13 protein-coding genes are annotated in these 13,225 nt (G+C 73.1%); 11 read left to right on the top strand and 2 right to left on the bottom strand.

Annotated features, from left to right (window positions below):
- Positions 1-80: 80 nt before the first annotated feature.
- From ABWU78_RS02975 to ABWU78_RS02935, 9 genes are all read left to right on the top strand, one after another.
- Positions 81-371: a YggT family protein gene (locus tag ABWU78_RS02975; protein WP_353709461.1), complete on the top strand. Its 291-nt coding sequence runs from the start codon at positions 81-83 to the stop codon at positions 369-371.
- Positions 372-597: 226 nt separating this feature from the next.
- Complete coding sequence (locus tag ABWU78_RS02970) at positions 598-1,266, top strand: DivIVA domain-containing protein (RefSeq protein WP_439157504.1); 669 nt, start codon at positions 598-600, stop codon at positions 1,264-1,266.
- Between the two features lie 134 nt (positions 1,267-1,400).
- Positions 1,401-1,862 carry a TraR/DksA family transcriptional regulator gene (locus ABWU78_RS02965; RefSeq protein ID WP_253051375.1) on the top strand — a complete coding sequence of 154 codons (462 nt, stop codon included), beginning with the start codon at positions 1,401-1,403 and terminating at the stop codon, positions 1,860-1,862.
- Between the two features lie 70 nt (positions 1,863-1,932).
- Positions 1,933-2,649 (top strand): signal peptidase II, encoded by a 717-nt coding sequence (locus ABWU78_RS02960; protein WP_353709460.1) that lies wholly within the window; start codon positions 1,933-1,935, stop codon positions 2,647-2,649.
- Positions 2,646-3,578, top strand: coding sequence for an RluA family pseudouridine synthase (locus tag ABWU78_RS02955; RefSeq protein WP_253051377.1), 933 nt, complete (start codon positions 2,646-2,648; stop codon positions 3,576-3,578). The genes ABWU78_RS02960 and ABWU78_RS02955 overlap by 4 nt, the downstream gene beginning before the upstream one ends.
- Positions 3,575-4,108: a GNAT family N-acetyltransferase gene (locus ABWU78_RS02950; protein ID WP_353709459.1), complete on the top strand. Its 534-nt coding sequence runs from the start codon at positions 3,575-3,577 to the stop codon at positions 4,106-4,108. The genes ABWU78_RS02955 and ABWU78_RS02950 overlap by 4 nt, the downstream gene beginning before the upstream one ends.
- Before the next feature lie 122 nt (positions 4,109-4,230).
- Positions 4,231-7,767: a DNA polymerase III subunit alpha gene (dnaE, locus tag ABWU78_RS02945; protein ID WP_439157503.1), complete on the top strand. Its 3,537-nt coding sequence runs from the start codon at positions 4,231-4,233 to the stop codon at positions 7,765-7,767.
- A gap of 5 nt (positions 7,768-7,772) precedes the next feature.
- Positions 7,773-8,285, top strand: a complete 513-nt coding sequence (locus ABWU78_RS02940) for an NUDIX hydrolase (RefSeq protein WP_353709457.1) — start codon at positions 7,773-7,775, stop codon at positions 8,283-8,285.
- Between the two features lie 50 nt (positions 8,286-8,335).
- Positions 8,336-8,740, top strand: a complete 405-nt coding sequence (locus ABWU78_RS02935) for a pyridoxamine 5'-phosphate oxidase family protein (RefSeq protein ID WP_253051381.1) — start codon at positions 8,336-8,338, stop codon at positions 8,738-8,740.
- 7 nt (positions 8,741-8,747) lie between these two features.
- On the opposite strand, the gene ABWU78_RS02930 is transcribed toward ABWU78_RS02935, so the two are convergent.
- Positions 8,748-8,984: an RNA-binding S4 domain-containing protein gene (locus tag ABWU78_RS02930; RefSeq protein WP_253051382.1), complete on the bottom strand. Its 237-nt coding sequence runs from the start codon at positions 8,982-8,984 to the stop codon at positions 8,748-8,750.
- A gap of 119 nt (positions 8,985-9,103) precedes the next feature.
- Between ABWU78_RS02930 and hisD the strand changes: the two genes are divergently transcribed.
- Both hisD and ABWU78_RS02920 read left to right on the top strand, forming a co-directional pair.
- Complete coding sequence (gene hisD, locus ABWU78_RS02925; RefSeq protein ID WP_439157502.1) at positions 9,104-10,429, top strand: histidinol dehydrogenase; 1,326 nt, start codon at positions 9,104-9,106, stop codon at positions 10,427-10,429.
- Positions 10,426-10,905, top strand: a complete 480-nt coding sequence (locus ABWU78_RS02920; RefSeq protein ID WP_353709455.1) for a GNAT family N-acetyltransferase — start codon at positions 10,426-10,428, stop codon at positions 10,903-10,905. Before hisD ends, ABWU78_RS02920 begins: the two co-directional genes overlap by 4 nt.
- A gap of 16 nt (positions 10,906-10,921) precedes the next feature.
- Here ABWU78_RS02920 and ABWU78_RS02915 read toward each other — a convergent pair whose 3' ends face one another.
- On the bottom strand, positions 10,922-13,186 hold the full coding sequence (locus ABWU78_RS02915) for a RecQ family ATP-dependent DNA helicase (protein ID WP_439157558.1): 2,265 nt from the start codon (positions 13,184-13,186) through the stop codon (positions 10,922-10,924).
- Positions 13,187-13,225 lie beyond the last annotated feature (39 nt).

Below are 13,225 nucleotides of genomic sequence, written 5' to 3'. Positions count from 1 at the left end.
CCGTCCCTCTCCTGCTGTCCGCCTCGCGGCCCGCGTGTCCCGTGCCCGGCCGCGCGACGTGCGTCTGGCACAGTTGACCCGTGATCTGGGACCTCATCACAGGGATCGTCGGATTCCTGCTCTGGCTCTACCTGCTGCTGCTCATCGGTCGGCTCGTGTTCGACTGGGTGCAGTTCTTCGCGCGCGACTGGCGACCGCGAGGCGTGATGCTCGTGCTCGCCGAGGTGATCTACTCGGCGACGGACCCGCCGCTGCGCGCGCTGCGCCGTCTCGTCCCGCCGCTCTCGTTGGGGCAGGTGCGCCTCGACCTGGCGTTCATCATCCTCTTCTTCGCGGTGACGATCGCGGCGCAGATCGTGTCGTCGCTCTGAGACGCACGTCACGCGGAGGTCCGCTGCGGGCGGACCACCGAGGTGTGCTACGTCCGGTTCGCCCCGACCGCGACCGGCCCGACGCCACACCGTCACGTCATCCACACGGGCGCGCGGCGCGCGAACGCACGACCGCTCCCGGCTCCCACGGGCAATCTCCGCTACTTTGGACTCTGGTGATCGCGAGGTCGCCCGGACCGACACGCAAACGCTATGAGGTGAACCGATGGCACTGCTCACTGCAGAGGACATCCTGAACAAGAAGTTCTCGGCGACGAAGTTCCGCGAGGGGTACGACGTCGAAGAGGTCGACGACTTCTTGGACGAGGTGGTGAGGACTCTCAACTCCGTGCAGGAGGAGAACCAGGACCTCAAGTCGAAGCTCGCTGCCGCGGAGCGTCGTATCGCCGAGCTCAGCCGGGCCGACGCGTCCAGCGCCGTGGTGCAGCCCGCCGTCGTCGAGGCGCCCAAGGCGCCCGAGCCGGAGCCCGCCCCGGTCGCGCCGATCTCGCAGGCCGTGGTCGCGAAGAACGGCGCGGAGCCCGAGTCGGCGACCGGCATGCTCCAGCTCGCCCAGAAGCTGCACGACGACTACGTGCGCTCGGGCCAGGAGGAGGGCGACCGGCTCATCGCGGAGGCGAAGGAGGAGGGCACGCGCATCGTGCGCGAGGCCGAGGAGACCTCGCACCGCACGCTGTCGCAGCTCGAGCAGGAGCGCTCGCTCCTCGAGCGCAAGATCGACGAGCTGCGCATCTTCGAGCGCGACTACCGCACGCGCCTCAAGAGCTACCTGCAGAACCTGCTGGGCGACCTCGACAACCGGGGCAGCGCCCTCCCGCCGCGCAGCAACGTCGGCGGGGCGAGCCGGACGAGCGACCTCGCTCCCGGCATCTAGCACCTGCGTCGACCGTCCGGCAGCGGCCGGTACGCCTCGCACCTGCGTCTTTCCGCCTCGGCGGCCCGGCGTGGTGTGTTGTGCGTACCGGCCGCTGCGTCTACTCTCGCGTGACTCGAACTTGGAGGGGCGACATGACCAAGCTCACCACCGCGGCCCGCACGGCCGTGCGCGACCGATTCCCGAACCTCGCGAAGGACGTCAAGTCCTTCCCCGTGCGCGACGGGGAGGAGCCCTGGACCCTGCGGGAGGCCGAGGAGCTCGCCGCCGAGCTCCTCGCGGAGAAGGAGCGCCTGGAGGGGGAGCTCGCCTCCGCCGACGAGGAGCTCTCGAACCTCCTGCGCCACTCCGGGGACGGGGCGGGCGACGACCAGGCGGACTCCGGCTCGAGCGCGCTGGAGCGGGAGCAGGAGCTGACCCTCGTCAACAACGTGCGCGACCTCCTCGCGCAGACGTCGCACGCGCTCGACCGCATCGCGGCGGGCACGTACGCGACCTGCGAGGAGACCGGGCTGCCGATCGGGAAGGCACGTCTCCAGGCGTTCCCGCGGGCGAACCTCTCGGTCGAGGCGAAGCAGCGCGCCGAGCGGCGCTGAGCGTCGCTCGCACGGACGGTCGGGCGGGGCCCGCGCAGAGGTCGTGGCCGACGTGGCAGACTTGCCGCCGATGTCCACCTCCGCGCTCCCCGAGCCCACCGAACCCGCCGACGCCCCCGATCCCGGCGGTGCGCCCGGCACCGAGACCGGCACCGAGACGAGCACCGAGACCAGCGTCCCGTCCGGTCCCGAGGCCGGCACCCCCGGCCGCGGGCCGCGGCGCGTCCTCGTGGTCTGGACGGTCGTCCTCGCCGCACTCGTCCTGGTGCTCGACCAGCTCACCAAGTGGTGGGCGGAGTCCAGCCTCACGGTCGGCGACGACACGATCCCGCTCCTCGGGTCCCTGCTGGGGCTCCGGCTCATCTACAACCCCGGTGCGGCGCTCTCCATCGCGACGGGGATGACCTGGGTCCTGACGATCGTCGTCGTGGCCGTGGTGGTCGTCATCGTGCGCATGGTGAGCCGGATCGGCTCCCGCGCGTGGGCCGTCGCCCTCGGGCTGCTGCTCGGCGGAGCGCTGGGGAACCTCGTGGACCGGTTCTTCCGCGAGCCGGGCTTCGCCCGCGGGCACGTCGTCGACTTCATCGCCTACGCGAACTGGTTCGTGGGCAACGTCGCGGACATCGCGATCGTGACCGCCGCGGTGATGATCGCCGTGCTCTCGGTCCTCGGCATCGGGCTGGACGGGACGCGTCACGGTGGCGACGAGGCGCCCGAGCCGGACGCCGGGGCGGCGGCCGAGACCGGCCCGACGACGGTGCACGCCGAGGGCGAGGAGGAGCGGTGAGCCTGCGCTCCCTCCCGGTCCCGGACGGGCTCGCGGGCGAGCGGGTCGACGCCGGGCTGGCACGTCTCCTCGGTCTCTCCCGCACGCGGGCGGCGGAGCTCGCCGCGGACGGTGCGGTCCGCCTCGACGGCCGCGAGGTCGGCAAGTCCGACCGGCTCGTCCCGGGAGCGTGGCTCGAGGTCGACGTGCCCGACGCCGCCCCGGCGGCGGTCGAGGTCGTCGCCGAGCCCGTGCCGGGGATGGGCATCGTCTACGACGACGACGACGTCGTGGTCGTCGACAAGCCCGTGGGCGTGGCCGCGCACCCGTCGCCCGGCTGGACCGGCCCGACCGTCGTCGGCGCGCTCGCCGCCGCGGGCTACCGGATCTCCACGTCGGGCGCGGCCGAGCGTCAGGGCATCGTGCACCGGCTCGACGTCGGGACCTCGGGCCTCATGGTCGTCGCGAAGAGCGAGGTCGCGTACACGGCGCTCAAGCGTGCCTTCAAGGAGCGCACGGTCGAGAAGGTCTACCACGCGCTCGTCCAGGGGCACCCCGAGCCGACCACCGGGACGATCGACGCGCCCATCGGACGCCACCCCAGCGCCGACTGGAAGTTCGCCGTCACCGCCGAGGGCAAGCCGTCGGTCACGCACTACGAGGTCCTGGAGATGCTGCCCGCGGCGTCGCTCGTCGAGGTGCACCTCGAGACCGGGCGCACGCACCAGATCCGCGTGCACTTCTCCGCGCTGCGCCACCCGTGCGTCGGCGACCTCACCTACGGTGCCGACCCGGTGCTCGCCTCGCGCGTCGCCCTGGCACGACAGTGGCTCCACGCCGTGCGCCTCGGGTTCGAGCACCCGACGACCGGGCAGTGGCTCGAGCTGACGAGCGCGTACCCGGACGACCTCGCGCACGCGCTCGAGGTGCTGCGCGGGGCGTACGCGTGAGCTCGAGGGCAGCCGCGGGTGCCGAGACGGCCGGGGACGGTCGGCTGGTCGTCGAGCGCGTGGTCGACGACGCCGGGCTGGCCGCGGCGCACGCGCTGCGGCTCGCGGTCTTCGTCGACGAGCAGGGCGTCCCCGTCGAGGAGGAGATCGACGACCTCGACACCGCGCCGACGACGACGCACGTCCTCGTGCGCGACCGCGAGCAGGAGGACCTGGTCGTCGGGACGGGGCGGCTGCTGACCGACCCGGCGCACCCGGGCGAGGTCCACGTCGGGCGGGTCGCGGTGTCCGCGGCCGCGCGCGGCACCGGCGCGGGCACCGCGGTGATGCGCGCGCTGGAGGGGATCGCGCTCGCCGAGCACGCGACGCCGGGGACCGACGGGCGGCGCCTCGTGCGCGTCCTGCTCTCCGCCCAGGTCCAGGCGATCGGCTTCTACGAACGGCTCGGCTACACCGTCTCGGGACCCGTCTACCTCGACGCGGGGATCGACCACCGCGACGCCGCGAAGACCCTCTCGACCGACGCCTGACGCGTCGGCGACCGGCGTGCCCGACCCCTCGTCCGGGGCCCCGGCGAGGAGTGTGCGACGCAGCACACCGGAGACCGCCGACGGTGCCCGGGCGCGTGGGTGGGGCGACTTAGGATCGGTGCATGCCGACCGCCGCTGAGGACTTCGTCCACCTCCACGTCCACACCGAGTACTCGATGCTGGACGGCGCGGCGCGGATCGGGGACCTGTTCGACGAGGTCGAGCGGCTCGGGCAGAAGGCCATCGCGACCACGGACCACGGCTACGTGTTCGGGGCGTTCGAGTTCTGGTCGCGCGCGCAGGCGAAGGGCATCAAGCCGATCATCGGCGTCGAGGCGTACATCACGCCGGGGACGAGCCGGTTCGACCAGACGCGCGTGCGGTTCGGCCAGCAGGGGCAGGAGGCCGACGACGTCTCGGCGCGCGGCGCGTACACGCACATGACGCTCCTCGCCAAGGACAACGAGGGACTGCACAACCTGTTCCGGGCGTCCTCGCTGGCGTCGCTGGAGGGGCAGATGGGCAAGTGGCCCCGCATGGACCGGGACCTGCTCCAGACCTACGGCAAGGGCCTCGTCGCGACGAGCGGCTGCCCGTCGGGGGAGATCCAGACGCGCCTGCGCCTCGGCCAGTGGGACGAGGCCGTGCGGACCGCGGGCGAGCTCCAGGACGTGTTCGGCCGCGAGAACTTCTACGTCGAGCTCATGGACCACGGTCTCGACATCGAGACCCGGGTCACGCAGGACCTGCTGCGGCTCGCGGAGACGATCGGCGCGCCGCTCGTCGCGACGAACGACCTCCATTACGTCCGCGAGGAGGACGCGTCGAGCCAGGAGGCCCTGCTCGCGATCAACTCGGGGTCGACGCTCGACGACCCGGACCGGTTCAAGTTCGACGGCACCGGCTACTACGTGAAGTCGGCGGCGGAGATGCGCCGGGTGTTCGCCGAGCTGCCCGAGGCGTGCGACAACACCCTGCTCATCGCCGAGCAGTGCGAGGTGTCGTTCGACACCTCGGCGAACTACATGCCGCGGTTCCCCGTCCCCGACGGCGAGGACGAGACGAGCTGGTTCGTCAAGGAGATCGAGCGCGGGCTGCACCGGCGGTACCCGAACGGGATCCCGGACGCGTCGCGCAAGCAGGCGCAGTACGAGACCGAGGTCATCATCCAGATGGGCTTCCCGGGGTACTTCCTCGTGGTCGCCGACTTCATCAACTGGGCCAAGGAGCAGGGGATCCGGGTCGGGCCGGGCCGTGGCTCGGCGGCCGGGTCGATGGCCTCCTACCTCATGGGGATCACCGAGCTCGACCCGCTCGAGCACGGCCTGATCTTCGAGCGGTTCCTCAACCCCGAGCGCGTGTCGATGCCCGACGTCGACGTCGACTTCGACGAGCGTCGGCGCGGGGAGGTCATCCGGTACGTCACGGAGAAGTACGGGGACGACCGCGTCGCCCAGATCGTCACGTACGGCACGATCAAGGCCAAGCAGGCGCTCAAGGACTCGGCGCGCCTCCTGGGCTTCCCCTTCGCGATGGGCGAGAAGCTCACGAAGGCGATGCCGCCCGCGGTCATGGGCAAGGACATCCCGCTGTCCGGGATCTTCGACCCGAAGCACGAGCGGTACCCCGAGGCGGCGGAGTTCCGTCAGCTCCACGACACGGACCCCGAGGCGCAGCGCGTCGTCGAGCTCGCGCGCGGCATCGAGGGCCTGAAGCGGCAGTGGGGCGTGCACGCCGCGGGCGTCATCATGTCGAGCGACCCGCTCATCGACATCATCCCGATCATGCGCCGCCCGCAGGACGGCGCGGTCATCACGCAGTTCGACTACCCGACGTCCGAGGGCCTCGGGCTCATCAAGATGGACTTCCTGGGGCTGCGCAACCTCACGATCCTCGACGACGCGCTCGAGAACATCATGATGAACGGCAAGGACCCGATCGAGATCGAGTCGCTCGCGCTCGACGACAAGGCGTCCTACGACCTGCTGGCGCGCGGTGACACCCTCGGCGTGTTCCAGCTCGACGGCGGGCCGATGCGCGCGCTGCTGCGGCAGATGAAGCCGGACAAGTTCGACGACCTCTCGGCCGTCATCGCGCTGTACCGCCCGGGCCCCATGGGCATGAACTCGCACACGAACTACGCGCTGCGCAAGAACGGCCTGCAGAAGATCGAGCCGATCCACCCGGAGCTCGAGAAGCCGCTCGCGGAGATCCTGGACGAGACCTACGGGCTCATCGTCTACCAGGAGCAGGTGCAGCGCGCCGCGCAGATCCTCGCCGGGTACTCGCTCGGCCAGGCCGACCTGCTCCGGCGCGCGATGGGCAAGAAGAAGAAGGAGATCCTCGACAAGGAGTTCGTGCCCTTCCAGGCGGGCTGCCGCGAGCGCGGGTACTCCGACGGCGCGATTCAGGCGGTCTGGGACACGCTGGTCCCGTTCGCGGGTTACGCGTTCAACAAGGCGCACTCCGCGGGCTACGGCCTCGTCGCCTACTGGACGGCCTTCCTCAAGGCGAACTACCCGACCGAGTACATGGCGGCGCTCCTGCAGAGCGTGCGGGACGACAAGGACAAGCTCGCCCTGTACCTCAACGAGTGCCGGCGCATGCACATCACGGTGCTGCCGCCCGACGTGAACGACTCCGCGGCCAAGTTCACGGCCGTCGGCAACGACATCCGCTTCGGCCTCACGGGCGTGCGCAACGTCGGCGCTAACGTCGTCGACGCGATCATCCGCACGCGCGAGGAGAAGGGCGCGTTCTCGTCGTTCACCGACTTCCTCGACAAGGTGCCGGCCGTCGTCTGCAACAAGCGCACCATCGAGTCGCTCATCAAGGCGGGCGCGTTCGACTCGCTCGGTCACCCCCGGCGCGCGCTGCTCGTCGTGCACGAGCAGGCGGTCGACTCGGTCATCAGCGTCAAGCGCAAGGAGGCCGAGGGGCAGTTCGACCTGTTCGCCGACTTCGGCGGCGACGCCGAGGACGGCATGTCGTTCTCCGTCGACGTGCCCGACCTGCCGGACTGGGACAAGAAGCAGCGGCTCGCGTTCGAGCGCGAGATGCTCGGTCTCTACGTGTCCGACCACCCGCTCTCCGGCCTGGAGCACGTGCTCACGCGGGCCGCGGACACCGGCATCGCGAACCTGCTCGCCGACGAGGGGCGGCCGGACGGGTCGACGGTGGTGATCGCGGGCCTGGTCACGTCGCTCCAGCGCAAGATGAGCAAGAACGGCAACCCGTGGGCGGCGGTGACCATCGAGGACCTCGAGGGTGCCGTGGAGGTCATGTTCTTCGGCGAGACCTATCTCGCCTACTCGACGATCCTCGCCGAGGACCAGGTCGTCGTGCTGCGCGGGCGGGTGCGCCGTCGCGACGACACGATGCAGCTCCAGGCGATGGAGGTGTCGCTGCCCGACATCACCGTGGGGGCGGAGTCGCCGCTCGCCGTGAAGGTGTCCCACACGCGCTGCGTGGAGCCGATCATCGTGCGGCTGCGCGAGGTGCTCGCGACGCACCCCGGCTCGGCCGAGGTCCACGTCCAGGTCCTGGAACCCGGCAAGACGACGGTCGTGCGCGCGGGGGACGGGCTGCGCGTCGAGAAGTCACCGGCGCTGTTCGGCGACCTCAAGGCCCTGCTCGGGCCGTCGTGCCTGGTCGGCTGACGCGGATGACCGCGGCGGTCGACGGTCCCGGACGCGCGTCGTGGGACGACGGCTCGGCGTCGCACCGGTTCCGGGTCGTGCCGGCGGCCTACGTGCTGCTGCGGCGCGGCGACGCGGTGCTGCTCCAGCTCCGGCAGGGCACCGGCTACCGGGACGGGTTCTGGGCCGCGGCCGCGGCCGGGCACGTCGAGGCGGGCGAGTCGGTCGTCGCGGCGGCGGTGCGCGAGGCGCGCGAGGAGCTGGGGGTCGAGATCGACCCCGCCGACCTGCGTCCGCTCACCGCCCTGCACCGCGGCGAGCCGGGCGGGCCGGCGCTCGAGCAGCGCGCCGACTTCTTCTTCGCGACCGCGGCCTGGTCCGGCGAGCCGACGCTCCAGGAGCAGGACAAGGCGGCCGACCTGCGGTGGTTCGCGCTGGACGCCCTGCCCGACCCGGTCGTCCCGCACGAGCTGCACGTCCTGCGCGCCCTGCGGGCGGGCACGGTGCCGGCGGTCATGACCTTCGGGTTCGACGCCTGACGCGCGCGGGCGCGGGGAGCGTCGGCGCCGGAACCCGTAGGCTCGACGCCGTGATGCGCCTCAACCCCGAACAGCTCGTCTTCGTCACCGAACGCCACCTGGCGACCCTCACCACGCTGCGCGCCGACGGCACGCCGCACGTCGTCCCCGTCGCCTTCACGTGGGACCCCGACGCGGGCGTGCTGCGCATCACGACGAACCGCGCGTCGGTCAAGGCCCGCAACGCGCGCCTGCCGGGCGCCGACGGGGGCGCCCCGCGTGCCGCGGTGTGCCAGGTCGAGGGCGGCCGGTGGATCACGCTCGAGGGCACGATCGAGGTCGTCGAGGACGAGGACGAGGTGGCGGACGCCGTCGCGCGCTACGCCCGTCGGTACCGCCCGCTCGACCACAACCCCGAGCGCGTCGTCCTCCGCCTCACGCCCGACAAGGTGATGGCCTCGACCTACATGGCCTGACGGTCGCTCAGGCGACGATCGCGCTCTCGGTCCCCTGGGGGTGGTCGACCGAGACGACGTCGCCACGGTGGAGCTGGCGGCCGCGGCGCGTGTCGACCTCCCCGTTGACGCGGACCTCGCCCTCCGTGACGAGCTCGCGCGCCTCGGCGCCGGACTCGGCGAGGCCGGCGAGCTTGAGGAACTGGCCGAGGCGGATCACGTCGTCGGAGATCTCGACCGGGCGGGCGTCGTCGGGGGAGCTCATGGATCCATTGTCCCCGCCCGCGGGCACCGCCACGACCCCGTGGCGACGAGGCCGGCACCGGACGACCGGTGGACGAAACGCCTCGTCGCGGCGGCGCGCGGGCTCCTAGACTCGACCCCATGATCACCCGCATCGATCTTCGAGGACGTTCCCTGTCCGCCCGCGAGCTCGTCGAGACCCTGCCGCGCGCAGCGCTCGGCGTCGAGGACGCGGCGCATCGGGTCGCCCCGATCATCGAGGCGGTCCGGGAGCGCGGCGCGGACGCGCTGCGCGAGTACGCCGAGCGGTTCGACGGCGTGCGCCCCGAGCACCTGCGCGTCCCGGCCGACGCGCTCGCCGACGCGCTCGCGGGCCTCGACCTCGACGTCCGGTCAGGCCTGGAGGAGGCGATCCGTCGTGTGCGGCTCGTGCACGCCGCGCAGCGCCCGCAGGACTTCACGGTCGAGATCGCGCCCGGGGCGCAGGTCCGCCAGCGCTGGGTGCCGGTGCGGCGCGTCGGGCTCTACGCTCCCGGCGGCCTCGCGGTCTACCCGTCGTCGGTGGTGATGAACGTCGTCGCGGCGCAGGAGGCGGGCGTCCGCAGCCTCGCGGTCGCGTCGCCGCCCCAGAAGGAGAACGGCGGCCTGCCGCACCCGACGATCCTCGCGGCCTGCGCGCTGCTCGGGGTCGACGAGGTCTACGCGGTGGGTGGTGCGCAGGCGGTCGCGATGTTCGCCTACGGCGCCGCAGGCAGCGAGCCGCAGGACGGGGACGTGCTGTGCGAGCCGGTCGACGTCGTGACAGGCCCCGGCAACGTGTTCGTGGCCGCGGCCAAGCGGCTCGTGCGCGGCGTCGTCGGCATCGACGCGGAGGCGGGCCCCACCGAGATCGCGATCCTCGCGGACGGCACCGCCGACCCGGGCCACGTCGCGGCCGACCTCATCAGCCAGGCCGAGCACGACCCGCTCGCGGCGGCCGTCCTCGTCACGCCGTCCGTCGAGCTGGCCGCCGCGGTCGAGGCGCGCCTCGCGGACCTCGTGACGGCGACGAAGCACGCGGCGCGCGTCGCGCAGGCGCTCGCCGGTCCGCAGTCCGCGATCGTGCTCGTCGACGACCTCGAGCACGGTCTGCAGGTGGTCGACGCCTACGGCGCGGAGCACCTCGAGATCCAGGCGGACGGCGCGGCAGCGCTGGCCGAGCGGGTCACGAGCGCGGGTGCGATCTTCGTCGGCCCCTGGTCGCCCGTCTCGCTCGGCGACTACATGGCCGGGTCCAACCACGTGCTGCCGACCGGCGGCTGCGCGCACTTCTCGAGCGGCCTCGGGGTGCACAGCTACGTCAAGGCGGTCCAGGTCGTCGAGTACGACCGTGACGCTCTGGAGGAGCTGGCGGACCGGATCGTCGCCGTCGCGAACGACGAGGACCTCCCGGCCCACGGCGAGGCGGTGCGGGCGCGGTTCCTGTGACGGCCGCGCGCGAGCACCGCGTGCCGGTGCGGCGCGCGGTCCCGCGCGATGCCGACGACCTCGTCGCCCTGCGCGTGCACCTCATGCGCGCGATGGGGGAGTCGGACGCCGAGGACGGCGCCTGGCAGCGCCGGGCGAGGGAGTGGTTCGCCCGCAGGCTCGGCTCGGAGGACGTCGTCGCCTTCGTCGTCGACGCGCCCGACCAGGTCGCGGCGTGCGCCCTCGTCGAGCTGCACCGGTCGGTGCCGTCCGCGCGGAACCCGCACGGCACGACGGCGCACGTGTCGAACGTCTGCACCGTGCCCGGGGCGAGGGGCCAGGGCTACGCGCGTGCGTGCGTCGTCGCGGCCCTCGACTGGGCTCGCGCGAACGGGGCGGACTCGGTCTCCCTGCACGCCACGCCCGACGGCGAGTCCCTGTACCGCGGGCTCGGCTTCGTCGACACGACGTACACGGAGCTGCGCCTGCGGTGGTGATGCGCTCGCGGGGCCGTCAGCGGACCCCGAGGACGAAGGGGTGCACGGCGGTGCCGCCCGCCTGGCGCAGCAGGCGCGCCGCGACGGTGAGGGTCCAGCCCGACTCGGTGTAGTCGTCGACGAGGAGCACGCGGCGACCGGCGAGCCCCGCCCGCGCGGCGTCCGACAGCTCGAGCTGCAGGCGGCCGGCGACCCCCGCGAGCCGGGTCGCGGAGTTCACGTCGTGCCGGCCCGGCTCCTCGCGGCCCGGGACCGGCCCGACGGCGCCGATGAGCGGCTTGCCGAGGTAGCTCGCGAGCCCGTTCGCGAGGTGGAACGTGAGCCGCGGTCGCGTCGCCGAGCGGACCGCGACGACGCCGTCCACGAGGAGCCGGCGTCCAGCGGGAGCCGTGGTGCCGGGTTCGGCGCCCTCGCCGGGCCCGGTCTCCGCCTCCGGCGCAGCGGCGGCCTCGTAGAGCTCCGCCCAGTCGTCGAGCACCCGCGCGGCCGCGCGCCGGAGCGCGACGGGCGTGTCGCCGTCGAGCGTCCCGGGGGCGAAGAGCTCGCGCAGCGGCGCCGACCAGCCGAGCCCGTCGAGCCGCGCGACGGCCCGCCCGGTCTCCGCGAGCTCGTCCGCGCCGAGGCGACCGCGCAGGTCGAGGCCCAGGCGGTCCATGCCGCTCGGCCACTGGCGACGTGCCACGACCTCCACCCCCGGGCGGTCCATGTCGGCGCGCGCGGCGGCGACGGCCTCGGCGTCCGGGAGCGCGGGCAGCGTCACGCCGCCGCACGTGTCGCAGCGCCCGCAGCGCCACCCGTCCTCGAGCTCCGGGTCGTCGAGCGCGGCACGCAGGAACGCCATGCGGCACCCGTCGGTCGCCTCGTAGTCGAGCATCGCCTGCTGCTCGGCGGTGCGCGTGGCGTCGACGCGCTCGTACCGCTCCGCGTCGTACGTCCACGGCCGCCCCGTGGCCTCCCAGCCGCCCTTGACGCGCCGGACGGCGCCGTCGACGTCGAGCACCTTGAGCATGCCCTCGAGGCGCGAGCGCTTGAGGTCGACCTGCGTCTCGAGCTGCGCGACCGACTGGGTCCCTCCCGTGCTCAGGGCGTCGAGCGTCGCGCGGACCTGGGACTGCGGCGGGAACGCGGTCGAGGCGAACCACTCCCAGATGCGCCGGTCCTCCTCGCCGGGCAGCAGCACGACGACGGCGGAGTCCACGCCGCGGCCCGCACGCCCGACCTGCTGGTAGTAGGCGATGGGCGAGCTCGGCGCACCGAGGTGGACGACGAACGCGAGGTCGGGCTTGTCGAAGCCCATCCCGAGCGCCGAGGTCGCCACGAGCGCCTTGACCCGGTTCTCCTTGAGGTCCTCCTCCAGGCGCTCGCGCTCGGCCGGGTCGGTCTGGCCCGTGTACGAGGCGACGGCGAGCCCCGCCGCGCGGAGCTGGCTCGCGACCTGCTCGGCCGCGGAGACGGTGAGGCAGTAGACGATGCCCGACCCGTCGACGTCCTGCAGCGCCTCGACGAGCCACGCGACGCGCGTGGGCTGGTCGGGCAGGCGCAGGACGGCGAGGTGCAGCGACTCGCGGTCCAGCCCGCCGCGCAGGACGAGCACGTCCTCGTGGCCCGCCTCGCCGGCACCGGCGGCCGCGCCGGACGCGTGCGCCGCGGTCACGCCGAGCTGCTCGGCGACGTCCGCCGTCACGCGCGCGTTCGCCGTCGCCGTCGTCGCGAGCACGGGGATGCCGGGCGGCAGGTCGGCGAGGAGCGTGCGGATGCGGCGGTAGTCGGGCCGGAAGTCGTGGCCCCAGTCCGAGATGCAGTGCGCCTCGTCGATGACGACGAGGCCGGCGTCGGCCGCGAGCCGGGGGAGCACCTCGTCGCGGAAGCCCGGGTTGTTGAGCCGCTCGGGCGAGCAGAGCAGCACGTCGACCTCGCCGGCGGCGATGGCCCGGTGCACGTCGTCCCACTCGGTGACGTTGGCGGAGTTGATGGTGACGGCCTTGATGCCCGCCCGCGCCGCGGCCGAGATCTGGTCGCGCATGAGCGCGAGCAGCGGGGAGACGATGACGGTCGGCCCGGCGCCGCGGTCGCGCAGCAGGCGCGTGGCCACGAAGTACACCGCGGACTTGCCCCACCCGGTGCGCTGCACGACGAGCGCACGACGTCGGAACGCCACGAGCGCCTCGATCGCGCGCCACTGGTCCTCGCGCAGCGCCGCGTCGTCGCGCCCCACGAGCGCGCGCAGCGCCGTCTCGGCGTCCTCGCGCAGCGACTGGCCGTCGAGCAGGCCCCGCAGCATGGCGAGCTTGGCCCGCTTGGCGGCCTCCCCGCCGTCGGG

The organism is Cellulosimicrobium sp. CpK407, assembly GCF_051844275.1.
Taxonomy (GTDB): Bacteria; Actinomycetota; Actinomycetes; order Actinomycetales; family Cellulomonadaceae; genus Cellulosimicrobium; species Cellulosimicrobium cellulans_G.
This window is presented reverse-complemented; position numbering and strand designations above follow the sequence as displayed.